Source organism: Pseudomonas sp. GW821-FHT04C07, from assembly GCF_059420325.1.
On the sequence record NZ_JBWKTM010000024.1, the window covers coordinates 1 to 22,743 of the forward strand.

23 protein-coding genes and 2 pseudogenes are annotated in these 22,743 nt (G+C 57.2%); 9 read left to right on the plus strand and 16 right to left on the minus strand.

The genetic code is table 11. The features are described 5' to 3' along the window. Window positions 1–237: 237 nt before the first annotated feature. Window positions 238–1,008 (plus strand): annotated as a pseudogene (locus AC07UI_RS28505) (MCP four helix bundle domain-containing protein); the annotation flags it as partial. Next, entirely contained in the window at window positions 1,000–1,863 is an 864-nt protein-coding gene (locus tag AC07UI_RS28510) for a methyl-accepting chemotaxis protein (protein WP_494995692.1), read from the plus strand. The pseudogene AC07UI_RS28505 and the gene AC07UI_RS28510, both read left to right, overlap by 9 nt. A gap of 58 nt (window positions 1,864–1,921) precedes the next feature. Here AC07UI_RS28510 and AC07UI_RS28515 read toward each other — a convergent pair whose 3' ends face one another. The 4 genes and pseudogenes from AC07UI_RS28515 to AC07UI_RS28530 all read right to left on the minus strand — a co-directional run bounded on the left by AC07UI_RS28515 (window position 1,922) and on the right by AC07UI_RS28530 (window position 4,290). Then, on the minus strand, window positions 1,922–3,220 hold the full coding sequence (locus AC07UI_RS28515) for an NAD(P)/FAD-dependent oxidoreductase (protein ID WP_494995643.1): 1,299 nt from the start codon (window positions 3,218–3,220) through the stop codon (window positions 1,922–1,924). A 60-nt stretch (window positions 3,221–3,280) separates the two neighbouring features. Next, a complete protein-coding gene (locus tag AC07UI_RS28520) occupies window positions 3,281–3,454 on the minus strand; it encodes a DUF3094 family protein (protein ID WP_494995644.1) in 174 nt (57 codons plus the stop codon). A 66-nt stretch (window positions 3,455–3,520) separates the two neighbouring features. Further along, window positions 3,521–3,643: pseudogene (locus AC07UI_RS28525) on the minus strand (MOSC domain-containing protein); the annotation flags it as partial. Window positions 3,644–3,663: 20 nt separating this feature from the next. Continuing rightward, the gene (locus AC07UI_RS28530) at window positions 3,664–4,290 is read right to left on the minus strand and encodes a DUF1780 domain-containing protein (RefSeq protein ID WP_494995645.1); all 627 of its coding nucleotides are present in this window, start codon (window positions 4,288–4,290) and stop codon (window positions 3,664–3,666) included. A 228-nt stretch (window positions 4,291–4,518) separates the two neighbouring features. Between AC07UI_RS28530 and AC07UI_RS28535 the strand changes: the two genes are divergently transcribed. Then, window positions 4,519–5,199 (plus strand): class I SAM-dependent methyltransferase, encoded by a 681-nt coding sequence (locus tag AC07UI_RS28535; protein ID WP_494995646.1) that lies wholly within the window; start codon window positions 4,519–4,521, stop codon window positions 5,197–5,199. Between the two features lie 184 nt (window positions 5,200–5,383). On the opposite strand, the gene AC07UI_RS28540 is transcribed toward AC07UI_RS28535, so the two are convergent. Next, the gene (locus tag AC07UI_RS28540) at window positions 5,384–6,751 is read right to left on the minus strand and encodes a sensor histidine kinase (RefSeq protein WP_494995647.1); all 1,368 of its coding nucleotides are present in this window, start codon (window positions 6,749–6,751) and stop codon (window positions 5,384–5,386) included. Further along, window positions 6,729–7,421 carry a response regulator transcription factor gene (locus AC07UI_RS28545; protein WP_494995693.1) on the minus strand — a complete coding sequence of 231 codons (693 nt, stop codon included), beginning with the start codon at window positions 7,419–7,421 and terminating at the stop codon, window positions 6,729–6,731. Before AC07UI_RS28545 ends, AC07UI_RS28540 begins: the two co-directional genes overlap by 23 nt. A gap of 148 nt (window positions 7,422–7,569) precedes the next feature. Between AC07UI_RS28545 and AC07UI_RS28550 the strand changes: the two genes are divergently transcribed. Continuing rightward, entirely contained in the window at window positions 7,570–8,277 is a 708-nt protein-coding gene (locus AC07UI_RS28550) for a response regulator transcription factor (protein WP_494995648.1), read from the plus strand. A gap of 54 nt (window positions 8,278–8,331) precedes the next feature. Here AC07UI_RS28550 and dmeF read toward each other — a convergent pair whose 3' ends face one another. Next, window positions 8,332–9,252 (minus strand): CDF family Co(II)/Ni(II) efflux transporter DmeF, encoded by a 921-nt coding sequence (dmeF, locus tag AC07UI_RS28555; RefSeq protein WP_494995649.1) that lies wholly within the window; start codon window positions 9,250–9,252, stop codon window positions 8,332–8,334. Window positions 9,253–9,263: 11 nt separating this feature from the next. Then, a complete protein-coding gene (locus tag AC07UI_RS28560) occupies window positions 9,264–9,539 on the minus strand; it encodes a metal/formaldehyde-sensitive transcriptional repressor (RefSeq protein WP_494995650.1) in 276 nt (91 codons plus the stop codon). A 259-nt stretch (window positions 9,540–9,798) separates the two neighbouring features. On the opposite strand from AC07UI_RS28560, the gene AC07UI_RS28565 reads away from it, so the two are divergent. Continuing rightward, window positions 9,799–11,007 (plus strand): MFS transporter, encoded by a 1,209-nt coding sequence (locus AC07UI_RS28565; protein ID WP_494995651.1) that lies wholly within the window; start codon window positions 9,799–9,801, stop codon window positions 11,005–11,007. A gap of 241 nt (window positions 11,008–11,248) precedes the next feature. On the opposite strand, the gene AC07UI_RS28570 is transcribed toward AC07UI_RS28565, so the two are convergent. Further along, window positions 11,249–11,452 carry a co-regulatory protein PtrA N-terminal domain-containing protein gene (locus AC07UI_RS28570; RefSeq protein WP_494995652.1) on the minus strand — a complete coding sequence of 68 codons (204 nt, stop codon included), beginning with the start codon at window positions 11,450–11,452 and terminating at the stop codon, window positions 11,249–11,251. Window positions 11,453–11,809: 357 nt separating this feature from the next. Here AC07UI_RS28570 and AC07UI_RS28575 point away from each other — a divergent pair, with 357 nt between their 5' ends. Both AC07UI_RS28575 and AC07UI_RS28580 read left to right on the plus strand, forming a co-directional pair. Then, window positions 11,810–12,499, plus strand: a complete 690-nt coding sequence (locus AC07UI_RS28575; RefSeq protein WP_494995653.1) for an energy-coupling factor ABC transporter permease — start codon at window positions 11,810–11,812, stop codon at window positions 12,497–12,499. A 72-nt stretch (window positions 12,500–12,571) separates the two neighbouring features. Beyond that, entirely contained in the window at window positions 12,572–12,787 is a 216-nt protein-coding gene (locus AC07UI_RS28580; RefSeq protein WP_494995654.1) for a hypothetical protein, read from the plus strand. 8 nt (window positions 12,788–12,795) lie between these two features. Here the strand turns inward: AC07UI_RS28580 and yacG are convergent, their stop codons facing one another. The 4 genes from yacG to AC07UI_RS28600 are packed head-to-tail and all read right to left on the minus strand — an operon-like array spanning window position 12,796 to window position 15,708. Further along, window positions 12,796–12,999, minus strand: a complete 204-nt coding sequence (gene yacG, locus AC07UI_RS28585; RefSeq protein ID WP_494995655.1) for a DNA gyrase inhibitor YacG — start codon at window positions 12,997–12,999, stop codon at window positions 12,796–12,798. After that, complete coding sequence (coaE, locus tag AC07UI_RS28590; RefSeq protein ID WP_494995656.1) at window positions 12,996–13,619, minus strand: dephospho-CoA kinase; 624 nt, start codon at window positions 13,617–13,619, stop codon at window positions 12,996–12,998. Before coaE ends, yacG begins: the two co-directional genes overlap by 4 nt. Continuing rightward, entirely contained in the window at window positions 13,616–14,488 is an 873-nt protein-coding gene (locus AC07UI_RS28595) for a prepilin peptidase (protein WP_494995657.1), read from the minus strand. Before AC07UI_RS28595 ends, coaE begins: the two co-directional genes overlap by 4 nt. A 2-nt stretch (window positions 14,489–14,490) precedes the next feature. Next, entirely contained in the window at window positions 14,491–15,708 is a 1,218-nt protein-coding gene (locus AC07UI_RS28600) for a type II secretion system F family protein (protein WP_494995658.1), read from the minus strand. Window positions 15,709–15,985: 277 nt separating this feature from the next. Here AC07UI_RS28600 and AC07UI_RS28605 point away from each other — a divergent pair, with 277 nt between their 5' ends. Together AC07UI_RS28605 and AC07UI_RS28610 are read left to right on the plus strand one after the other, a co-directional pair. Further along, a complete protein-coding gene (locus AC07UI_RS28605; RefSeq protein ID WP_494995659.1) occupies window positions 15,986–16,402 on the plus strand; it encodes a pilin in 417 nt (138 codons plus the stop codon). 371 nt (window positions 16,403–16,773) lie between these two features. After that, window positions 16,774–17,130, plus strand: a complete 357-nt coding sequence (locus AC07UI_RS28610) for a BON domain-containing protein (RefSeq protein ID WP_494995660.1) — start codon at window positions 16,774–16,776, stop codon at window positions 17,128–17,130. A gap of 222 nt (window positions 17,131–17,352) precedes the next feature. Here AC07UI_RS28610 and AC07UI_RS28615 read toward each other — a convergent pair whose 3' ends face one another. The 3 genes from AC07UI_RS28615 to AC07UI_RS28625 all read right to left on the minus strand — a co-directional run bounded on the left by AC07UI_RS28615 (window position 17,353) and on the right by AC07UI_RS28625 (window position 22,701). Next, a complete protein-coding gene (locus AC07UI_RS28615; protein WP_494995661.1) occupies window positions 17,353–20,304 on the minus strand; it encodes a DUF748 domain-containing protein in 2,952 nt (983 codons plus the stop codon). A gap of 106 nt (window positions 20,305–20,410) precedes the next feature. Next, window positions 20,411–21,424 (minus strand): class I SAM-dependent rRNA methyltransferase, encoded by a 1,014-nt coding sequence (locus tag AC07UI_RS28620; RefSeq protein ID WP_494995662.1) that lies wholly within the window; start codon window positions 21,422–21,424, stop codon window positions 20,411–20,413. Between the two features lie 98 nt (window positions 21,425–21,522). Next, a complete protein-coding gene (locus AC07UI_RS28625) occupies window positions 21,523–22,701 on the minus strand; it encodes an acetyl-CoA C-acetyltransferase (protein ID WP_494995663.1) in 1,179 nt (392 codons plus the stop codon). Window positions 22,702–22,743: the final 42 nt, after the last annotated feature.

The window sequence follows — 22,743 nt, forward strand, 5'->3', positions numbered from 1 at the left end:
GGGGTATAGCGCAGTCCGGTAGCGCGCCTGCTTTGGGAGCAGGATGTCAGGAGTTCGAATCCCCTTACCCCGACCATATTAAAAATCCTCGTATCGAAAGATACGGGGATTTTTTTTGGCTGTTGAAAAATCTCCGTCGCCTTCAGTCATCGTACAACTTGCCGATAACGAGTTGACGGGGGACTGCCGCAGTAACGCCCCTTTACTCAAGCCACGACAAGAAAAAGGGCGCTCGTTATGTTGCTTCGTCAGTTGAATATCGCTCCTCGCGCAGCGTTGGGATTTGCCCTTATTGCAGTGCTGGTCGCCTTGCTCGGCGTGTTTGCACTGGGACAGATGTCGAGTATTCGCGACAGTGAGGTCGCGGTAGAGAACCAATGGCTGCCGAGCATTCGTGGCGGCGACGAGATCCGCGAGATCATGTTGCGCATCCGTACCATTTCCCTGCGCATGGCCCTGGATCCGGATCTGAAGAACATTACGCAGTACCGCAGCCAGATGGACACCCGCGACAAGGAGCTGAGCGACAAGATCGCCGCCTACGATAAGCTGGTCACCACCGCCGAAGGCAAAGGGTTGTATGAGCAGTTCAAAAAAGCCTTCCTGGCCTATCGTTCGGGCATCGCCCAGTCCTTCGTCCTGGCCGAGCAAGGTCGGCGTGACGAGCTGACCAAGCTGCTGCTGGTCGACATGAAAACCGTGGTCGACGGTTCCGGCAAGCAGCTCAATGACCTGGCAGAACTGTTCGCCAAACAGGTCGCCACTGAAAGCCAGAACTCCGCAGCGCATTACGAAACCTCGCGCCTGATTGTCAGCCTGTTCATCGGTCTGGCCGCTCTGGCCACCGTCGGACTCGCCATGTTGCTGACCCGCAGCATCGTGCGCCCTCTGACCGAAGCCCTGAATGCAGCCGAAAACGTGGCGCGGGGCGACCTGACACGGGCCATCGAAACCCATGGCAACGACGAAGTCAGCCGTTTGCTCAAGGCGCTGGCGACCATGCAGCAGAACCTGCGGGAAACCCTGCAAGGCATCAGCAGTTCGGCCACGCAATTGACCACGGCGGCGGATGAGTTGAACGCGGTGACCCTCGACAGCACTCAGGGACTGCAACAGCAGAACAACGAGATCGAACAGGCGGCGACCGCAGTCAACGAAATGACCACCGCCGTGGAAGAAGTCGCGCGCAATGCGGTGTCGACTTCCGATGCGACTCGCCAGTCCAGTGAGTCGGCGCATCTGGGCCAGGAGCGGGTCAGCGAAACCGCCAGTGCCATCAGCGCCTTGGCCAGCGATGTGCAGCACACCGGTGAACTGGTGCAGTCGCTGGCCAACCAATCACAGGACATCGGCAAGGTGCTGGATGTGATTCGCGCCATTGCCGAGCAAACCAACCTGTTGGCGCTAAATGCCGCGATCGAAGCCGCACGTGCGGGGGAGAGCGGGCGAGGTTTTGCAGTGGTGGCCGATGAAGTACGCGCGCTGGCGCATCGCACACAGCAATCGACTCAGGAAATCGAGCAGATGGTGCAGGGCATGCGCAACGGGTCGAGCCTGGCACTCGAGTCCATGCAGGCCAGTGCCTCCCGTGCCGCCAGTACGCGGGTACTGGCCGAGCGGGCAGGCGAAGCCCTGCAAACCATCACAGCGTCGGTGCATGAAATTCACGAGCGCAATCTGGTGATCGCCAGTGCCGCCGAAGAACAGGCGCAAGTGGCGCGGGAAGTGGATCGCAATCTGGTGAACATCCGTGATTTGTCGATGCGTTCTGCGGCGGGTGCGGATCAGACCAGCACTTCCAGCCATGAACTGTCGCAGCTGGCCAACGCGTTGCAGGGCATGGTACGGCGCTTTCAGGTGTAAATTTGAGCGATAAAAAAATGTGGGAGCGAGCTTGCTCGCTCCCACCTTATTGGCTTTATCAGTGCAGTTTCAGACGCGGTTCAGTCCCACGGCCAATCTTGCTGCCCAGCATCAGCATTGCCGTGCGGAACGGACCGTACAGCGCCACCTGGTGCATGCGGTATAGCGACACGTAGAACATCCGTGCCAGCCAGCCTTCGAGCATGACGGTGCCGGTCAGGTTGCCCATCAGGTTACCCACAGCCGAAAAGCGCGACAACGAGATCAGCGAGCCGTAGTCGGTGTACTTGTACTCCGGTAGCGGCTTGCCTTCGATCCGCAGCTTCAGCGACTTGGCCAGCAACGACGCTTGCTGGTGCGCAGCCTGTGCCCGTGGCGGAACGTTGCGGTCTGTGCCCGGTTGCGGGCAGGCCGCACAGTCGCCGAAGGCGAAGATGTTTTCGTCGCGGGTGGTTTGCAGGGTCGGCAGTACTTGCAGCTGGTTGATCCGGTTGGTTTCCAGGCCGTCGATATCCTTGAGGAAACCCGGCGCGCGAATCCCGGCGGCCCAGACTTTCAGGCTGGCCTTGATCTCCTGGCCACTGCTGGTGATCAGCGTATCGGCAGTCACCTCGCTGACCGCCGCGTTGGTCAGTACGGTGACGCCGAGTTTCTCCAGGGTTTTATGCACCGGGCCGCCAATCCGTTCCGGCAGCGCTGGCAGTACTCGAGGGCCGGCTTCGATCAGGGTGATGTACATGTTTTCCGGAAGAATGCGGTCCAGACCGTAGGCCGCCAGTTCATGGGCCGCGTTGTGCAGTTCGGCCGCCAGCTCGACACCGGTAGCACCGGCACCGACGATGGCCACGCTGATTTGCTGGACTGTATCGGATTGACCGGCATGGGCGCGCAGGTAGTGGTTGAGCAATTGCTGATGGAAGCGTTCGGCCTGTTTTCGGGTGTCCAGGAACAGGCAGTGTTGCGCTGCGCCTTGAGTACCGAAATCGTTGGTGGTGCTGCCGACCGAGATCACCAGCGAGTCGTAACCCACCTCGCGGGCCGGCACCAGTTCCAGGCCGTTTTCGTCGTAGGTAGCGGCCAGCTGGATTTTCTTCTGTGCCCGATCGAGCCCGCTCATGCGCCCTAGCTGGAACTCGAAGTGGTTCCATTTTGCCTGGGCGACATAGTTGAGTTCGTCTTCGGAAGAGTTCAGGGAGCCGGCGGCCACTTCATGCAGCAGCGGTTTCCAGATGTGGGTCAGGTTCGCGTCGACCAGCATTACACTGGCCGTACCACGCTTGCCCAGAGTCTTACCCAGACGGGTAGCCAACTCCAGACCGCCGGCGCCGCCGCCAACGATGACAATACGATGAGTCATGGGGATATCTCGCAAGGCTAAAAGAAATCGGTGCAGTTACCCGAGCGAGCGCGAGGCAGCTCATAGCGTCAGGTAACTCACAAGTCGGCTCAACAGGCCCAGGCCAATAGTCACTGCCAGTACCACCACCAGGAGCATCCACGGCCGGAATGGCCGGCGCTCGACTCGGTTCTGGGGCAGTTGCAGGTACTCTTCGACGTGCTGCTGGTCGTCGGGTTTCAGGCGGCTGGTCATATCGGGCCTCGTCAGGTAGACGTTGCTAAATGTGTTGAAGCTACAACGCGGAGCCATGTTGCCAAGCTATCCGGCAATGAAGGGAGCATAGCCGCTCGCAGTCAGGGGTTCGACGCGCACGCTGTCGTCCAGGCGAATGATTGCGCTTTGTAACACTCGGGCAGTGATTGCGCCATGCCCTCGCTCGGCGATCAGCTCCTGCTGCGGGCTCACAGGCTGATACCGACGTCGAAAACGATGCTGCGTCCCAGGTTGTTGCGCAGGAAGTCGGGGGCGTCCGGGTGGGCAAACAGCACGCGGGCAAAGGTCGGACCGACCAGCGACAGTGAACGCCAGCCCTGGCGCAGGTATTCGGTCGGCGGCGGGAAGTGGCTGTTGAGGTCGAGCACTTCACGTTTGAGGCTGGCGAAGGCGATGATGTCCAGCTCGCCCAGCTCCATGCCGCGTTCTTTGTAGTTATGGGCTTTTTTACGCAGGGTCGGCGCCAGTCGCAGCAGGAACTCGTTGGCAGGAATGCGCCGGGGTTTGGCTTCGCGGCGCACCAGCTGGCTCAGGGAAAACGCACTGCGTCGGCGTTGCAGTTCGTCGCGCCATTCGTCGTTCAGTCGTCGTCCTTCATCGAGCACGAAGAACACCTCGAAACTGGCGTCACGAAACAGCACGTCCGGCGGCTCTCCGGCGGGAGCGAATTCGTCGGCACGATAGGGGATATTCAAGCCTTGCAGCAGGCGCTGGCAGACCCAACGCTCACGCTCCCATTTGCGGGCATTGGACAGAAACGCGTTGGCTTGTTCGGCCGCGATGGTGAGCAGGCGCAAATAATCTGAGTCATCCATATGCCAAGCTTAGCGTCCAAATGTGGTCCGAAGGAATAAAGTCTGTCGGGCACTTGCTGCCTGGCTTCGCCGCGTTTTTGAAAAGCCGGGTACCAGGCACGACCCGCTCGAGCAGTGTCGTGAAGGAGGTGCCTGAAAACAGAGGGTGAACAAGTTTTTCACAATGTATGGACCTCTTGGAGACTTTTAAATGCTTAGCCTTCGGTTCATGAGTGGCCGGAGGGCATTATGAGCAGCCCAATCAAGCTTAAGCTTTTTGAAAAAAACGTCCTGGAACATGCGCAACAATACTTGTTGGCGTATCAGGCCGGGCTTGCTCGCAGGTTGTCGCACTGGCGGGATGAACAACTGGCTCGCAAGGCATTGGCGCTGGCTGGCGAACCCGGGCTCGTTCTTGATCTTCCTTGTGGCACCGGAAGATTTTGGTCATTGCTTGCGCAGAAACAGAACAGGATCATCATTGGAGCGGACAACTCGGGTGAAATGATTCAGGCCGCTTACGCCTCTCAGCCTGCGCACATTGCAAAGCGCGTGCGGACGTTACAAGCATCCGCAGTTGATATCGATTTGCCCGACAATTCGGTCGATTGTATTTTCAGCATGCGTTTATTACACCACGTCGGCGAACCGCAACATCGATTGGGCATGCTTACCGAGTTTTATCGAGTTACCCGGGATGCGGTAATTATTTCCTTGTGGGTAGACGGTAACTTCAAATCCTGGCGGCGCAAGCACCATGAGCAGCGGCGGCGCGCCAGAGGAGATGGACTGGAACATCAGAACCGACTCGTTATTCCTAAGGCGGTAGCGGAGGCTGAGTTCATAAAGGCGGGGTTTCGAATTCAGGAACGACTGGATTTCATCCCGCTGTACTCCATGTGGCGAGTCTATGTCTTGCGCAAGATCTAAGGCTTCTACAGCGGGTGTTAAAGTGATCGGTGGTCAAGTGCAGGGCGACACTGAACATAGCCAGGCATATGCGCCGTGTAGGGTGGCGATCTGGACGGATACCCAATAACGCACGATGAGCATGGCTAATCGTGCTAATGGTTTAGCCAGTACATATAACGCCGTTTCTATCGATGTCGATCACTCAAGCTGACAGTGCTTTTCCTATCAGATCAATCCGGCAACCCGGTTGTGCATCATGAACTTTGAGCGACATGTCATGTAATCGCGCAATTGCCGAAACCATACTTAAACCCAGTCCATTTCCTACCGTGTGGCGGCTGGACTCTGAGCGATAAAGGCGTCGGAACACGGCCTCTCGCTCGGCCTCCGGTATGCCCGGACCATTGTCGCTAACGCTTAGCCCGCTACGGGTCTCATCGGCAATAATATTGACGCGAACATGACCGTCAGGCGCAGAGAACTTGATGGCGTTATCGAGTAAGTTGCAGGCCGCATCGAATAATAGCTGAGGGTCACCCGACAGGTTGGCGGGCACTGAGCTGGGAATGAATTCCAGGGTCATGCCACGCTCTTCAGCCAGAGGCTCGAAAAGCTCGGTGGCATCGGCGCCAATCCTGTTGAGATCGACCTGGGTAAAGTTGCTACGACGGGCACTGCCTTCGATTTCCGATATACGCAGCAGGGCGCGGAAGGTTTGCATCAAGCCCTTCGCTTCCTCAATGGCGGAATCGATGGCGCTGGCATATTCCTCTTGGCTCAGGTTGCGTCGCTGTGCACGCTCCAGTCCAGCGATCAGGCGGGTAAGCGGTGTGCGTAAATCATGGGCTATATCATCGCAGACACCTTTTACTTCACTCATCAACCGTTCAAGCGCATCAAGCATGCCGTTCACCACACTGGCGATACGATCGATGTCGTCGCGGTTGCCACGTGTGGGAAGACGTCGGCTTAGATCGCCTTCGACAATTTTCTTTATGGACCGACTGAGGGCATCCAGGCGTCGCCGGGCGGAATAACCCAGTGCAATGGCACCGAGCAGGCCTACTACCAATAACAGTGCTCCCCCGGAGATCAGGGCCTTGATCAATAGTTCGTCGAACTCACGGATGTCGTGGATGTCCTGGCCTATCAGCAAGGTTGTGCCATCTTCCAGGTGATGGGCAATAAAGCGCACAGGCCGGTCGTGGCCTTTGACTTTATCCCAGACAAATTCAGTGGGTTTGTCATAGTCGCGCAATCGAGGTAAGGACTGTAACGCTCCAGCGATGGGCTTGCCTTGGGTATTGAACAATGTGTAAGGGAGTCGCCCGTCCGGATCCTGCTCGGTATGTTTGAGGATTTCCTGCTGGCGCAAGACGGGCGTCTGTTGGCTGCGGTTATCCATCTCGTGATACAGGGCGGTGTCCACTTCGGATATGAGATACCCAGTGGTTTGCCAGTAAATATAACCAAACAAGGCCAAAAACGAGAACCCGAACAGCGCCAGAAACATCAGTGCGGTGCGGAAGCTGATGGTGCGTGGAATTTCACTCAGGTGAACGGAGAACATAGCCGGCCCCGCGAATGGTTTGGAGCATGGGTGCTTCGCCATCGCTATCAATCTTGCGGCGCAGGCGACCAATATGGACTTCGATGACGTTGGTACGTTCGTCGTAGCTGTAGTTCCACACCGCCTCGAACAACATCGTGCGGGTCACAACTTGTCCTGCGTGCTGCGCCAGGTATTCAAGCAAGGCGTATTCACGGGGCAGCAAATCAATTTGCCGTTCTCCACGCCGTACTGAGCGGCGCAGCAGGTCAAGGTCAAGATTGCCAACGCGCAGACGGTTCTCGCGGTCCTGACCCGGTTGCAGGACGCGTCGTCGGCTCAGTGCATCCAGACGGGCGGTCAACTCGATGAACTCGAAGGGTTTGGTCAGATAGTCGTCACCCCCTGCGCGAAGGCCTTTGACCCGATCATCCAGTGCGCTTAAGGCGCTCAGAATCAGTACTGGCGTGGAAATGCCCGAGGCGCGTAAAGCGGTGAGCATGCCCAAGCCATCCAGAGCGCCAGGTAGCATGCGGTCCAGGATGATAATGTCGAATGTATCGCTGATTGCTTGCAGCAAACCGTCTCGGCCATTGTCGACCAGTGTCACGTCGAAGCCGTGATCCTGGAGGGCTGCTTCTATCTCGCGAGAGGTGACGGGGTCATCCTCAACAACCAATACATGGGTCATAAGCGTTAAGCGCAACTCTGTAGTTGATGTTTGCAGGTCGTGGCACTGGCTCTCGACCGGGTTGATGGCATAGTGTGCCAAATCGACATAGACGCAAAGGTCGCGGCAACATGAAAGAAAGTTTAGCTGCGCAGACTCGGAGGTCTGCATGCGCATCCTGGTGATTGAGGACGATGCTCGTGCGGCAAGCTATCTGGTACGCGGATTGAGTGAGAGCGGGCATATCGTTGATGCGGCCGAAGATGGCCCAACCGGTTTGGCCTTGGCGCTGGAAGGTATCTACGATGCGTTGATTATCGATAGACGTCTGCCGGGTATGGACGGCTTGGCGGTGGTCCGGGAGTTGCGCCGCCAGCACATTGCCATGCCGGTGCTGATGCTCAGTGCGCTGGCCTCGACTCAACAGCGAGTCGAAGGCTTGCAGGCTGGCTGCGACGATTATCTGGCTAAACCTTATGCTTTTGTCGAAGTCCTGGCTCGGCTGGATGCCTTGCTGCGTACTCGCGATCAGCAACCAGGGCCTGCGCGCAGTCTGAGGGTCGGTGACCTGTACCTCGACTGTGCTGTGCGCCAGGCAACGCGTCAGGGACGAACCATTGCTCTAGCCTATCGTGAAACCTTGATCCTGGAAAAACTCATGCGTCACAGCGGTGAAGTCGTGTCCCGCATGATGTTGCTTGAGAGCGCCTGGGACTATGAGTTTGATCCCAATGACAACGTCATCGATAAACATATCTATCGCTTGCGTCGCAAGCTGGACGAAGGGTTTGATCACTCTCTGATCATTACAATTGCAGGCGTGGGTTACCGGCTCGACGCAGGTGACGATGCATCCGGCAACGAAGCGGTTGATTAACACGCGGGTTATTCAGGATTGGAATGCCACTGGGTAGCCCGGTGGCATGATGCTCTAGAAGCTACGGTATTCCACGGTCAGGTGAGTCACCTCATGAACCGCTGCCAGTCGCTCTCGAATAATGTCTGCGTTGATAGCCGGGCTCGCCAGGACGCTTACAATCGCGGCCCGAGCCTGCGGGCCCACACGCCATACATGCAGATCGGTAATTTTGGCATCATCAGAGCCATCAAGGATGTCGCGAATTTCCTGAGCGACGTGATCATCTGTTTTATCGAGCAGGACCCCTGCGGTATCGCGCATCAGCGTCCAGGCCCAACGCGCAATCACCAGCGCACCGACAATGCCCATTGCTGGATCAAGCCAGACCCAGCCCAGGTATCGACCGGCCAACAAGGCCGCGATGGCAAGGATAGACGTCAGCGCATCAGCAAGAACATGGACGTAGGCAGACCGCAGGTTGTTGTCCTGGCCATGGGCGCCGTGGCTATGGTCGTGTGCATGATCATGGTGGTGGTCATGGCTACCGGACAGGAGAAGAGCGCTGACGATATTGACGATGAGCCCGACAATTGCAATAAGCGTCGCCGTACCGAATTGGACATTGGCAGGTTCGAATAAACGCAGCACTGATTCGACACCAATCCCGACGGATACCAGGCCTAGTACAAGCGCTGAGGCAAATCCCCCCAAGTCACCTACTTTTCCCGTACCGAAGCTATAGGTAGAACTTGAAGCATGCCGCTTGGCATAACCATAAGCCGCCGCTGCAATACCCAGAGCACCGGCATGCGTGGCCATATGAAAGCCGTCCGCAAGCAACGCCATCGACCCGGTCAGATAGCCCGCGGTAATTTCCCCAATCATCATGACGACCGTCAGCGCGACGACCCAGAGGGTGCGCTTGGCGTTCTCATCATGTGACGCACCGAGAAATACATGGTCATGGGTGTAACTCATCTGTGGATCAACCATCTCAACACCCCCTATTTTGAATACCGGCGTATGGCTTCAAGTAATTCCTCGACGCCTTTTGCCCTTTCTTCATCGCTTAACTGCGGGTTTGCAACGTGCTCATGGGCATGAGCCTCAATGATTTCGTCCATCAGCCCATTGATGGCACCCCGTGTTGCAGCCACCAGATGCAGGGTTTTCGCGCAGTCATCGTCAGAGTCCAGTGCGCGTTCGACTGCCTGGATCTGCCCGGCGATTCGCTTGACGCGCTTGAGAAGCTCGTCTTTGCCGGCCATTACATGAGACATACCATACCCCCCCTACCTATATATGGCGGCGATGGTCACAGAAAGGCGGGGGCAGCACAACTCCTTTCGTCCTCTCAAAAACGTTGCGGTAGTGGCGCGATAGCTGGGGAGCAGGCCTACTGTTAGTCAGTGTTCAACGGATCGTCTTGCCGCCGACATTGAGCCACGTCGAAACGTTTAAGCTGTGGTATGGGTAAATGTCGTGCAGGGTTTCAAGTGATAGTGAAAGGAATCAGGCTAATCACCTGGGGGAAAAGAGATGGGCGAACTTGCAAGTAGCTCGACCCGAGCCATTCCGCGCACGATCTGGGCGTTGGGATTCGTCAGCCTGTTCATGGATCTGTCGTCGGAGCTGGTGCATAGCCTCTTACCCGTATTTTTGGTGGGTACGCTGGGCATCAGTGTGATGACTATTGGACTCATCGAAGGGGTGGCGGAGGCTACAGCACTGGTCGTTAAAGTCTTTTCTGGAGCAATCAGCGACTTCATTGGCCGCAGGAAAGAATTGTTGCTCTTGGGTTACGGTCTTGCGGCGCTTACAAAACCGCTATTTCCGCTGGCCGCCTCTGCGGAACTGGTCTTCACCGCCCGAATCCTCGACCGGATTGGTAAAGGCATCCGCGGTGCGCCGCGTGATGCGTTAGTCGCAGATGTGGCCCCACCTGCCATTCGAGGTGCGTGCTTTGGGTTACGTCAGTCGATGGATACCGTGGGCGCTTTTTTAGGCCCCATTCTGGCCATTTTTCTGATGGCCTGGTTTGCCGACGATATTTCCCTGGTGTTGTGGTTTGCAGTGATTCCCGCAGTACTGGCAGTCATGCTGCTTTTTTTCGGGATTGATGAGCCGGAGCATGAAGCCGTACCGCGGCATTTCCGCTCGCCCATACAAATGAGGTCATTGAGGCAGTTCTCAAAAAACTATTGGTGGGTTGTGAGCATAGGTGCGGCATTCACCCTTGCGCGTTTCAGTGAAGCTTTCCTGATCTTGCGTGCCCAGCAATTAGGGTTCTCTGCTACCTGGGTTCCTCTGGTCATGGTGGTGATGGCGGGGTTTTATATGCTGTCGGCCTATCCGGTTGGAAAATGGTCAGACAGTATCAGCCGCACGGCGTTACTCAGCGTCGGTCTGGTGCTGCTGATTCTTGCAGATGTGGTGTTGGCTTATGCCGGGTCCGTCAGTATGGTTCTACTCGGTGTCGCCTTGTGGGGGCTGCACATGGGCTTCAGTCAAGGCATTCTGGCGACGCTGGTAGCGGACACGACACCTCCCAATCTTAAAGGCACAGCCTTTGGACTGTTCAATCTGGTCAGCGGGATTGCTTTGCTGTTAGCCAGCGTCATCGCCGGCGGACTCTGGCAGGTATACGGCGCCGCGGTAGCTTTCTACGCGGGGGCGGCATTTTCAGCAGCAGCGCTGATTCTACTGCTTATCCAACAACGCATTTACGGGGCCAGGAGTCAAAGATAGCCAGCCTGGTTTTCGGTGGCTAGCTGGTGTTTGCGGTAATCGCCAGGACTCTCGGAGTACCCCGCAGTCCCGGCCTGAGGCGATATTTCATCGCCTCTTCCTCGCCGAATCCCACTGCCACAAGGCGAGTCAGCGATTCGGTTAAAGCATCGTTTGCGCAGTTGCCCGTCTGTATCCCATGACACCCCAGGCGCATGGCGATTAACGCGGCTGCCCAGTCGACTTGACCGGTAAAGCACTGTCAGTTTGAGCGTTCGACATCGCTGGAAGCGGCTTTCTGAGTGCTCGCTACAGCCTTGGCATGTTCAGACGTCTGGTAGTGCGCCATCGAGGCATCTCGCGCAGCATCCATCCGGGCCATTACCCGGTCGCTGCCACCTGCGGCCATCGCAGCCACAGACGCGCCCATCAGGGTAACGATCAACAACGCTTTAAGGGTTTTCATGGGGGATCTCCAATACTCGGGTTCTGCCAGCAAGAATGTTTGTTGGCTTAAGCTTTAGGCTTGAGCTCATCCTAGTGGCGCCCGTATTTCAGCCCGTTCCCCGCCACATGAATTTTTTGACAGGTTCGCCAAGCCTGACTTTTGCGGCTGTTCCCCCAGGTCAAAGAGCAAACGGCGGTTAAAGCCGCAGGCCGCGTTGTACGTATAGGTGCACTCAAGTATGGAGAGATCGTAAAGTGGGGTGTCTGTCAGGTCCTCATCTCTCATCAAGGAGTATCGGGTGCAGTTTTTGTCAGTTCAGCAGGGCAGCTACGCCGGCGCCGCGCTATTGCGTGATGCTTTGCCGCGAGCCCGGCCATGATCAGCGCCGGGCTACTTTCGCCGCAAACCCTTACTGTCGGCTGGTTGTTGTACGTGCCGGTGCTGGTCTGGGCGATTCTGCGCTCGCCGTGGGTCGAGCTGTTCACTGATAGCCGCCGTCAGCATTTGCTGTTTGGTACGGTGTTCGCGCTGTTCATTTTGTGGCTGGTGCGACGGGACTTCGATACTGGCGTGTCTTACCACTTTATCGGCATGACCGCGGTGACCTTGTTGCTGGACTGGCCATTGGCAATCGTCGGTGGCTTGATCGCGCAACTCGGGCTGGTCGCGTTGGGCCGTCAGGATCTGGCGGCGGTTGGGGTCAACGGCACTTTGTTGATCCTGCTGCCGGTGCTGGTCACCGAATGCTGTGCGATCCTGGTGGAGCGAGCGCAGCCGCGTAGTCCCTTTGTGTATATCTTTTGCTCCGGCTTTTTTGCGGCGGCACTCTCGGCGTTGTTGTGTCTGTTGCTGGCGCTCGGCTTGCTGTGGTTCGACGAGCGCTTCGCCATGCCCGAATGGCTGGAGGATTTTGTCGGCTATCTGTGGCTGATCATTTTCCCCGAGGCCTTTATCAACGGCATGGTGGTGAGTGCCCTGGTGGTGTTCTGCCCTGAGTGGCTGGAGACTTTCAATCGCACGCGCTACCTGTCGGCACCGTGGAAAGACGACGGGCCACGGGAGTAAGAACCTTGATCCGGATCAAGGACTCAAATCACGGCTCCCGGCATGCTCTGGAAAATCTTCAGGAGCACGGTCATGAGTGTCTACGAATGGGCAAGGCAGGAACTGCGCAGGAGTCTGGATACGGCGCAAGAAGTGGGCTTTGATCCGGGGTTGAGTCTGCGCGCCTTGCTCAGTGCTGTGGTGCAGCAGAGCAAGGGCATACGCAGCGTCGAGGATCTGGCGGATGAGTTGCAGTTTCTGGCCGAGAACCTCGACGAGGGGCAGGATTACGGTTTTATGCGGCCGTGATTTTCTAATTAGTGCGTACGAGGATCGAAGTCCTCGGAGAACATCTCGTCTTCGGCATCCGGGCTGACCGGGATCTTGTGTTCTTCGGCGGCCCAGGCACCCAGGTCGATCAGTTTGCAGCGGTCCGAGCAGAACGGCCGGTTGAGATTGGTTGCGCTCCATTCCACAGGGGCACCGCAGGTTGGGCATTCGACGGTCAGGGTTTGGCTCATGACTGGCCTCCACGCAAAGTAAGATAAAAGTGATGCAGGCGTTCGACCTCGCTGTGCAGCCAGTTTAGATCGCGGTCATTGACCAGTACATCGTCGGCATGGCGCAAGCGTTCTTCACGGCTGGCCTGGACTTTGAGAATCGCCTGGACCTGTTGCTCGCTGGTCTGGTCGCGCAGCAGGGTTCGCTCGATTTGCAGTTGCTCTGGCGCATCGATCACCAGGACACGTTGAGCCAGCGCGTACTGTCCGGATTCGACCAATAGCGGCGACACCAGAATCGCGTAAGGCGACTGGGCCTTGGCCAAATGACTGGCGATCTCCTGACCGATCAGTGGGTGCAACAGGGATTCGAGCCAGCGCCGCTCTTCAGGAACTTCGAAAATCAGCCTGCGCAACGCCGCACGATCCAGTTGACCATCCGCTTGCAGCACGCCCGCACCGAAGTGCTCGGCGATTTTCGCCAGTGCCGGACGCCCCGGCTCGACAACCCAACGAGCGGCATGATCGGCATCGACCAGATGCACACCGAGGTCAATGAAGTGCTGAGCCGCGGCACTTTTGCCGCTGCCGATCCCGCCGGTCAGGCCAAGAATCCAGGGTTTGATAACAGAGGTAGTCATTTGAAACCGACAGACTGCAAGTAGGAGTCGGTTATTTGACCACCCCAGAGCAACGCAATCCAGCCGGCAATTGCCAGATAAGGGCCGAAAGGAATTGGCGTCGAAGTTTGCGCGTTACGCACGCGCAGCAAAATCAGGCCCAGAACGGCGCCGGCCAAGGATGACAGCAGAATCGTCAGCGGCAGAATTTGCCAGCCGCCCCAGGCACCGAGCATCGCCAGGAGCTTGAAGTCACCAAAGCCCATACCGTCCTTGCCAGTGAGCAGCTTGAACAGCCAATACACCGACCACAGGCTCATGTAGCCGGCCACCGCGCCCCACAAGGCGTCGTGTAAGGACACGAACAGGCCGAAGCTGTTGACGATCAAGCCCAGCCAAAGTATCGGTAGAACCAAGGCATCTGGCAGCAGTTGATGGTCGGCATCGATCAAGCTCATCGCCAGCAAGCCCCAGCTCAAGATCAATACCAGCCCCGCCTGCCAGCCAAAACCGAAATGCCAGGCGACGAAGGCAGAAAGCAGTCCGCAGGCCAGTTCGGTGACCGGGTAGCGTTTGCTGATAGGGGCCTTGCACTTCGCACAGCGGCCTCTCAATAGCAGATAGCTGAGGACGGGGATATTTTCCCAGACCCGAATCGGCTGAGCGCAGTGCGGGCATTGAGAGTGGGGCAGCAGCAGGTTGTAGGTCGGGCCTGGCGCCTCTGGCGGTAAGCCCAACACATCATGGGCTTGCTCCCTCCATTCGCGTTCGAGCATTTTTGGCAGGCGCCAGACCAGCACGTTGAGGAAGCTGCCGATAATCAGTCCCAGGACCAGCACTGATACAACAAAGGCCAGCGGATAGTTGGCCAAAAAATCGTTCAAGGGCATATTCAGATCGCTGAGCCGAGTTGGAAGATGGGCAGGTACATGGCTACCACCAGACCGCCGACGATAACGCCAAGAGTCACCATGATGAACGGCTCCATCAGACTGGTCAGGTTATCGACCATATTGTCGACTTCACCCTCATAGTAAGTTGCGACCTTTTCCAGCATGTCGTCCAGTGCACCCGATTCTTCGCCAATGGCGGTCATCTGGATCGCCATGTTCGGGAAGACGCCGCAAGTGCGCATGGAGAAATTCAGCTGTATGCCGTTCGAGACATCCTGCCTGATGCGATTGACCGCATTCGTGAACACGATATTGCCTGTGACGCCAGCCACCGAATCCAGAGCTTGCACCAGTGGTACGCCGGCAGCAAAGGTGGTGGAGAGTGTGCGGGCATAACGAGCCACGGCTGATTTGTACATCAGCGTGCCCACCAGCGGCAGTTTTAGCAGGCTGACGTCCAGCCAGTCACGCAAGCGTTGTGAACGTTTGCGCGTATGCCGGAAACCAAATACCACAGCGACAATCCCGACCAGCACCAGTAGCCACCACTGCTGCATGAACTCCGAGAGGGCGATGACCATCTGGGTGAAGGCCGGGAGTTGCGCACCTAAACCTGAAAATACCGTCTGGAATTGCGGGACCACCTTGACCAGCAGAATGCCAGTCACAATGCTCGCGACGAAGATCACGGCCAAGGGGTAGGTCATGGCTTTCTTGGTCCTGGCTTTGAGGGTTTCACTTTTTTCCTTGTAGGTTGCCACCCGCTCCAACAAGGTTTCCAGAGCTCCGGCCTGCTCACCGGCGTCCACCAGGTTGCAGTACAGGTCATCGAAATACTGCGGTTTTTTGCGCAGCGCCGCGGCAAAACTGTTGCCGGCCGCGACTTCCTGTTTCACCTCGCTCACCAATTTGCGCATGTTGGGGTTATCGAAACCTTCACCGATGATGTCGAAGGACTGCAGCAACGGTACTCCGGCTTTCATCATGGTCGCCATCTGACGGGTGAACAGAGCGATATCCACGGGTTTGATGCGTTTGCCGGCGTTAAAGATCGAGCCGTTTTTTTTTCGTACTTTGCCCGGGCTAATGCCTTGCTTGCGTAACTGCGCCTTGATCAGCAGCGGATTATGGCCGCTCAGTTCGCCGGTCATTTTGGTGCCTTTTCTATCGGTACCTTCCCACGCGTAAACACTGACTTTTACTGCTTTGACTGCCATCGTTCAGTCTCACCACTTTATCGATCCCGGCTCGCCCCACCGTGTTGGCAGGGTGTTGACCCGCAAGTCGATGGATTTGATTTATAGCGTAGTCGGTCAGATCAGCAAGCCAGCGGCAGGCGAGTGACAAAAAGTGTCATTTTGTGCAGTTTCTGGGGATAAGGGCGATGCGCCAGCAGCCTCGCGCACCCGCAGACAAAGGCCCAACGTGTTTGGCATGCACTGTGCGTTGACCTGTATAGGTCATCAGACTTCACTTAATGCCTGGAGCTTGTCTATGAATAGTCAAAAAGGGTTTACCTTGATCGAGCTGTTGATCGTGGTCGCGATCATCGGCATTTTGGCCACCTTTGCGTTGCCGCTTTATACGAAATATCAGGCGCGGGCCAAGAGTACGGCCGGTCTGGCAGAGATATCCGCGCTGAAAGTTTCATTTGAAGACATCATCAATCAGGGCACCGATCCGACATTAGCCTTGGTGGGCGGCACCGCTACTACGTCTAACTGCACAATGACCGCATCAGGTACCGCCTCGACGGGTGCAGGCACAATTGCTTGCACGATTCTGAATGCTCCGGGCCCTGTGCTGAGCAAAACCATCACTATCACCCGCACACACGACGAGGGCTGGAGCTGCTCTACCACTGTGGAGCCTGAGTACTCTCCAAAAGGTTGTGCTGCCAGCGGTACGTAGCGTTCTCGCAAGCCGGTAAACCAGTAAGAAGTGCCCCGGCTAGTGAAGTCAGGGCACTTCTTATGGGGAAAATCGAAGATGAACCGAGGGTGATCAGCGGAGTCGTTTCAGTCTATTCATAGCAGGTTAGATCAAACCGTAAATGGCCAGAAACTCAGGGTGTCAGGAACTTTTGTGATACTCGCAACTTGCATGCAGATTACATACAGGTCATGCAATCTGCACGATTCAGGAACTTTGCTTATATCTCAATACATTGATTTTCAAGTATTTATTTTTATCCTGGAGTTGGCACAACGCCTGCTATATCTCTGCTAGACCCTGTCGCCAAAGCACGGCGCAGGCTTTCTGGAAAAACAGGAGTTACTCGTATGAAGAGGTTCGCTATCGCTGCCGCTACGGCAACCGCTCTGACCCTGACCATGGCCAATGCTGCTTTTGCCCAGACCACTCAAACCACCCAGTCGCCAATGCTTGTGGCTGCTGGTGAAATGGCGAAGGTCAAGGAAGTCACTTCTGACACCTGGATCACGACTAAAGTGAAAAGCGATCTGGTAACCGAGAAAGGTATTCCTGGCACTGACATCAAAGTTGAAACCAACAAAGGCGTGGTTTCTTTGTCCTCGACTGTTCTTGTAACCGACGCACAGAAAAAAATGGCAGTGGATATCACCAGGAAAATCAAAGGCGTAAAAGCCGTATCGGCTGACGGTCTGAAAGCCGAGTAGGGTTCAAGCTTCTCGCCTGGGCTGGGAGAAGGGGACGACAGGCGCTCCAGCAGTACGCCTGTCATTCCTCCAAGGTTCATGCCAAAAGCCATGCAGACGTGGTCATTACAGACTCCGGCACTGAGTGTCGGAGCTTGTTTTATTTGAAGCGCAGCGTATCGGCCTGAGCCTGGCTGGCGGCAGAGGCCAATGCCAGGCTGAGCAAGAAGCGTGTTTGCATGTTTACTCGCTGTCCAGATGCAGCGGCGTGATTACCCGACCATCACTTTGAGCTTGCCCAAGATTAGCGTCGATGAAGTAAACCCGATCGTCAGCCAACTGCCCTTTGTCCACCAGAAAGTCCTTGATGCTGCTGGCCCGATCTTGTCCCAGTTGACGTAGGAGAGCGTCGCTTTCGCTCCAGAATTTAATCAAACCCTCACGCAGCTTTGCCGTGCGTTCGTCGCGGCTCAGTTGCGTCCATTCGGCCGGTGGCTGTGTTTTCAGGCGGGTGCGATAGATGCCTTCGAGCAACGGCGCCTTTTCGCTGTCCGGCACCTCTAACAGCGAGGCTTGCGCAGGGACCTTCTCACCGCGGCGTTGAAGCATTTTGTAGTAGTTGTATTGATATTCACGCTCTAGCCGCTGTTCGGCGATCGGTGGGCCGTCACTGCTCTGGGCGCTGGTGCCTTCAATCTCCAGTTTCAGGGCCGGGCGCTCTTTCAGGGCGTTGGCCAGTTTGGTCAACGTCGATTCGGAGTCCTTACTCAGGTCACTGGAGCCTGGAGCGAACAACACGCTGCCGAGATCTTCCGAGCCGCCGCCGCCGCCGCCGCCGCCGCTGACCAGACCGCCAATAAACTTGAACGGAGCTTCAACCGCTCGCAGCACCAGATTGCGCAGGGTCTGCCAGATGACCGGCATCACGCTGAACTGGGGATTGTTCAAGTCACCGCTTATCGGGAGCTCGATGGAAATTTTTCCGTCCGAGTCTTTGAGCAGTGCGATTGCCAGGCGAATCGGCAGGTCTACGGCATCCGGGCTGTCGACTTTTTCACCCAGTTGCAGTTGCTCGACCACCATTTTGTTTTCGGCTTTCAACTGACCTTTGCTGATCAGGTAATGCAAGTCGAGATTGAGTCGGCCCTTGCGAATGCGGAAACCGGCGAACTTGCCGGAGTAGGGCGTCAGGGTTGTCAGCTCGACACGTTTGAAGCTGGTGGCGATATTCAGCGCCGCCATTGGGTCGAAGGGGTTCACGCTGCCTTTGATGGTGACCGGGGCGTAACGGTCGACCTTGCCTTTGATATCGACGCTCGCCGGCTTTGCCTGGCGGCTGTCGATGGTGCCGATCTGACCATTGAGCTGTTGAATGGCGGTGGCGAAGTTTGGTGTCAGGCTCAAGTCGGCGAAGTTGGCCGAGCCGTCGTTGATGGCGATTTCACCAATATGGATACCCAGCGGTTTTTCGTTGCTGGTGGCGGCCGGTTTAATGGCGCTTTTGCTGCCGTTGTCAGCTGGCTGCGGGATCAACAGATCATCGATATTGGTGGTGCGGTCATCGTTGATCATGAAGCGCACGTATGGCTGTAACAGGTTGACCTTGGTGATCGACAGGCTGTCGCCGTGTTGGTAATTCAACCCTTCGAGCACCAATTGCTGCCACTTGAGGAAGTCGCGGGTCTTCAAGGTATCCAGGGTGTGCAACTGATCGACCTGAGCCCGACCGGTGACGTTGAACGCCAACGGCTCGGTGCTTTTGAGATTGACTGCCAGATCACTGCCAAGCATGCCGCTGCGCAGCTCCAGGCGAATGAATGGACTGATATAGGACTGGGCGACGCGCAGGTCGATGTCTTTGGTCTGCACCTGCAGCCTGGCACTGACCGGGCTCAGATTGACTTCGCCGCTTGCCTGGATCTTGCCCTGCTTGCCCAGCCCGGTATCGAGCTTGAGGGTGAAAGGCGACTGATTGAGGCTGTCGAAGTTTTGCAGGTCCAGATTCAGCGGGCCGAGTTCCAGCTCCACCGCTGGTTGTGCCTGGCGATCCGCCAAATGGACCTGGTAGTTACGTAGTTGCACGTCCTTCAACAGGACCTTCCAGGGTTTGTTTGGGGCGCTCGGTGCCGGCTTGGGCGAGTCGGCTGCTGCCGGAGCACTGGCAGGCTCCGGTTTCGTAGCGGGCTTGGCCGGTTGGCTGGCAAAGAGTTTCTGCCAATCGAGTTGACCATCGGCTTCGCGGGCAGCCCAGGTTTCCAGTTTCTGGCTGCGGATCTTGCCGACGATTACTTGCTGCTTGAGCAGATCGACCGAGGTCTCGCTGACATCCAGCCGCTCCAGGCGTGCCAGTGGCCGGCCGTCGGGCGCTTTGATTGCAAATGGCGCCACGCTTAGCGAGGTGTCGCTGAGCAGCAATTCGGTTTCTTTGGCCAGGTTGAGTTTGTAATGAGTGCTGAGGTTCAGGATTCCGTCTTCGAGCACCAGCGGCACGGCATCGCGCACGTACGGCCACCAGACTTTCATTTTGCCGTCGGTGACTTTCAGTGTGCCTTCGGAGGCGATCGGCACCAGGCTGAAATTGCCGGTCCAGTCGAGATGCCCACCTTCGGGACCTGCCGCGACCAGGGTCATGTCGGCATTGTCATTGGGCAAGGTGCTGAGGTTTTTCAGTTCGAGGTCGAGCGTGTTGTAAAGAAATTCGATGGGCTCGCTTGGGCGCGCATCCTGGAAATGCACATAGCCACCTGCCAGCTTGATGCGCTCAATGCGCAGCGGGAATGGTTTGGCTTGAGGATCGACAGGTGTCGGCTCGCTGGCGGGCAGTTTGAACAGTCCCAGCAGATTGAGCTTGCCGTCTTTGCCGAACAGGATTTCGGTCTTGGGCTTGTCCAACTCGACATCGGCCAAGTGCAGTGCACGGGTCCAGAGGCTGTCGATCTGCAGATTGGCGTACAACCGTTCGAAGCCGATTTGCTCCTTTCCCGGCTCACCGATATTCAGACCCCACAAGGTCAGCTCCAGACTGAAGGGGTTGAGCTCGATCCGATTGATGTGTGCCGGGACTGTTGCGTAGTTGGCCAATTGTTGATTGACGACTCGCAAGGCGATGCCCGGCAATATCAGAAACCCCAGCAAGCTATAAAGGGCGAGAGCGGTCAGCAAGGCGCCAATAGCGCGAATCAATCCTTTGGGCATCTGGGGTGTCATCTATCTGAATCGGAAGTGCGTTGGAGTATGGCACGCGTTTCCGGTTCCAAAGCAATCGCCGTTATCAGGATTTTTTCTGATTTTGACAGGCGACTCAAAGTTGCAGAATCAGCGTTTTCAAGGGTGGTTGCTGATCCATGGAAGGGAAGTCGCTGCCCGGGATCAGTACCTGCCAGTCGCGCACCGGACGCCCGGCCTTTTCAGCACAGCGCAGTACCTGTTCTCGCCAGTCGTCCATGCTGACCTTTGCCAGATTGTTGCAGCAGATCAGTACGCCATTTTCTGCGGTGCTCAGCAGGGCCGGTTTGAGCAGGCTTTGATAGTCGCGCAACAGGTCAACGGTGCCAAAAGCACTTTTGGCCCAGGCGGGTGGGTCGAGCAGGACCAGGTCGTATTGGCGCTGTTCCAGGCGTGGATAGCTCGGCAATTTGTGACGGCGCTGAATGATTGGCAAACCGGCCAGTTGACGGATCGCTGCAAAATAGTCGGACTGAATGAACTGCATTTTCGGCAATTGTGGATTGAGCTGGCCGTTCTCACGGCCGACCGCCAGATTGCCCTCGGCAAAGTCCAGATTGCACACCTCGCTGGCGCCGCCAGCGGCTGCGCTCAAGCCGACGCCGCAGGTGTAGGCGAACAGGTTCAGTACGCTTTTACCGGCGCTGTGATCTTTGACCCAGCCACGAGCATTACGCAGATCAAGAAACAACAAAGGGTCCTGTCCGGCATGACGGCCGCGGACGCGGTAGTTCAAACCCCATTCGTGGCCGATCATATCTTCCAGGGCGGCGTCTTCGGCACGGTAGACCGAGTCTTCCCGATCGATGCGCGAATTGCCCCGGGAGCGGTCGTTGTAGACCAGCAGGGTGTTCAGGTCCAGATGCTGATTGATGGTTTCATGCAGTTGCAGCAGTGCGTCGCGCTCCAACGGCTGGTGAAAGCTTTGCACCAGCAGTTGCGGGCCGTAACGGTCAATGGTCAGGCCGCCGGCACCTTCCTGGCTGCCATGGAACAACCGATAGCAGTCGGTGCCTTGCTGATGCAGTTCAGCGAGCAGGTCTTTGCGATGATCGAGGGCGGCGCGCAGCGCCTGATTCAAGGAAGACATGCCGGGCGCCTTGCAAGGTGATTGGGCGCGGCAGTCTATCAGTTTCACCGCAGCCCCTGTAGGAGCAGCCGGTCGACGCTCCTACAAGGCGGGGAGAACTAGCGCTCGATCGCCAATGCCACACCCTGACCGCCACCGATGCACAAGGTTGCGAGGCCTTTTTTCGCATCGCGTTTGATCATCTCGTGGAGCAGGGTCACCAGCACACGGCAGCCTGAGGCACCGATCGGGTGGCCGAGGGCAATGGCGCCGCCATTGACGTTGACCTTGCTGGTATCCCAACCCAGTTCCTTGCCGACCGCCAATGCTTGTGCGGCAAAGGCTTCGTTGGCTTCGATCAGGTCCAGTTGATCCAGCGTCCAGCCGGCCTTGTCCAGGCAGCGACGTGTGGCGCTGACGGGGCCGATGCCCATGATTGCCGGGTCAACGCCTGCGTTGGCATAAGCGCTGACTTTCGCCAGCACTGGCAGTCCGAGAGCGCGGGCTTTGGCGGCGCTCATCAGAATCACTGCGGCGGCACCATCGTTCAGTGACGAGGCGTTGCCGGCGGTGACCGAGCCGTCTTTCTTGAAGGCGGGTTTGAGCTTGCTCAGGGATTGCGCCGTGGTATGGGCCCGTGGCTGCTCATCGGTGGTGAAGGCGAGCGGGTCACCTTTGCGCTGGGGGATCAGGATCGGAGTGATTTCATCGACGAAACGCCCGGCTTCGATGGCCGCCACAGCTTTCTGTTGCGAGGCTGCGGCGAACGCATCCTGTGCTTCACGGCTGATGTCGTACTTGGCCACCAGGTTTTCCGCGGTGATCCCCATGTGGTAATCGTTGAAGGCATCCCACAAGCCGTCGCTGATCATGGTGTCGACGATCTGGCCGTGGCCCATGCGCAAACCGGTGCGTGCGCCGGGCATGACATAGTTGGACAGGCTCATGTTCTCCTGACCGCCGGCAATGATCACTTCGGCATCGCCGCAGCGAATGGCCTGGGTCGCCAGATGCAGCGCCTTGAGGCCCGAACCGCAGACCTTGTTCAGGGTCATGGCGGGAACGGCGTGAGGCAGGCCGGCCTTGATCGCGGCCTGACGGGCAGGGTTTTGCCCGGCGCCAGCGGTGAGGACCTGGCCCATGATCACTTCGTCGACCTGCGCACCGTCCAGACCGGTTTGCGCCAGCAACTGAACGATCACCGCAGCGCCCAGATCAACGGCAGAAATATTCGCCAACGAACCCTGGAAACTACCCACAGCGGTCCGGGTGGCGGCAACGATTACGACGTCTTGCATGGCACAGGTCCTCTTTATTGTTGGATGTCACCTCGGTTCGCG

What these genes read in the sequence shown, in the direction of transcription:
- AC07UI_RS28610 (WP_494995660.1), top strand. Translation starts at nt 16,774, where the DNA reads ATGAAGAGGTTCGCTATCGCTGCCGCTACGGCAACCGCTCTGACCCTG.
- AC07UI_RS28535 (WP_494995646.1), top strand. Translation starts at nt 4,519, where the DNA reads ATGAGCAGCCCAATCAAGCTTAAGCTTTTTGAAAAAAACGTCCTGGAA.
- AC07UI_RS28595 (WP_494995657.1), bottom strand. Translation starts at nt 14,488, where the DNA reads ATGCCCTTGAACGATTTTTTGGCCAACTATCCGCTGGCCTTTGTTGTA.
- AC07UI_RS28520 (WP_494995644.1), bottom strand. Translation starts at nt 3,454, where the DNA reads ATGACCAGCCGCCTGAAACCCGACGACCAGCAGCACGTCGAAGAGTAC.
- AC07UI_RS28580 (WP_494995654.1), top strand. Translation starts at nt 12,572, where the DNA reads ATGAGTGTCTACGAATGGGCAAGGCAGGAACTGCGCAGGAGTCTGGAT.
- AC07UI_RS28620 (WP_494995662.1), bottom strand. Translation starts at nt 21,424, where the DNA reads ATGTCTTCCTTGAATCAGGCGCTGCGCGCCGCCCTCGATCATCGCAAA.
- AC07UI_RS28530 (WP_494995645.1), bottom strand. Translation starts at nt 4,290, where the DNA reads ATGGATGACTCAGATTATTTGCGCCTGCTCACCATCGCGGCCGAACAA.
- AC07UI_RS28600 (WP_494995658.1), bottom strand. Translation starts at nt 15,708, where the DNA reads ATGGCAGTCAAAGCAGTAAAAGTCAGTGTTTACGCGTGGGAAGGTACC.
- dmeF (WP_494995649.1), bottom strand. Translation starts at nt 9,252, where the DNA reads ATGGTTGATCCACAGATGAGTTACACCCATGACCATGTATTTCTCGGT.
- AC07UI_RS28545 (WP_494995693.1), bottom strand. Translation starts at nt 7,421, where the DNA reads ATGACCCATGTATTGGTTGTTGAGGATGACCCCGTCACCTCTCGCGAG.
- coaE (WP_494995656.1), bottom strand. Translation starts at nt 13,619, where the DNA reads ATGACTACCTCTGTTATCAAACCCTGGATTCTTGGCCTGACCGGCGGG.
- AC07UI_RS28570 (WP_494995652.1), bottom strand. Translation starts at nt 11,452, where the DNA reads ATGAAAACCCTTAAAGCGTTGTTGATCGTTACCCTGATGGGCGCGTCT.
- AC07UI_RS28515 (WP_494995643.1), bottom strand. Translation starts at nt 3,220, where the DNA reads ATGACTCATCGTATTGTCATCGTTGGCGGCGGCGCCGGCGGTCTGGAG.
- AC07UI_RS28625 (WP_494995663.1), bottom strand. Translation starts at nt 22,701, where the DNA reads ATGCAAGACGTCGTAATCGTTGCCGCCACCCGGACCGCTGTGGGTAGT.
- AC07UI_RS28560 (WP_494995650.1), bottom strand. Translation starts at nt 9,539, where the DNA reads ATGTCTCATGTAATGGCCGGCAAAGACGAGCTTCTCAAGCGCGTCAAG.
- AC07UI_RS28575 (WP_494995653.1), top strand. Translation starts at nt 11,810, where the DNA reads ATGATCAGCGCCGGGCTACTTTCGCCGCAAACCCTTACTGTCGGCTGG.
- AC07UI_RS28565 (WP_494995651.1), top strand. Translation starts at nt 9,799, where the DNA reads ATGGGCGAACTTGCAAGTAGCTCGACCCGAGCCATTCCGCGCACGATC.
- AC07UI_RS28510 (WP_494995692.1), top strand. Translation starts at nt 1,000, where the DNA reads ATGCAGCAGAACCTGCGGGAAACCCTGCAAGGCATCAGCAGTTCGGCC.
- AC07UI_RS28615 (WP_494995661.1), bottom strand. Translation starts at nt 20,304, where the DNA reads ATGCCCAAAGGATTGATTCGCGCTATTGGCGCCTTGCTGACCGCTCTC.
- AC07UI_RS28605 (WP_494995659.1), top strand. Translation starts at nt 15,986, where the DNA reads ATGAATAGTCAAAAAGGGTTTACCTTGATCGAGCTGTTGATCGTGGTC.
- AC07UI_RS28540 (WP_494995647.1), bottom strand. Translation starts at nt 6,751, where the DNA reads ATGTTCTCCGTTCACCTGAGTGAAATTCCACGCACCATCAGCTTCCGC.
- yacG (WP_494995655.1), bottom strand. Translation starts at nt 12,999, where the DNA reads ATGAGCCAAACCCTGACCGTCGAATGCCCAACCTGCGGTGCCCCTGTG.
- AC07UI_RS28550 (WP_494995648.1), top strand. Translation starts at nt 7,570, where the DNA reads ATGCGCATCCTGGTGATTGAGGACGATGCTCGTGCGGCAAGCTATCTG.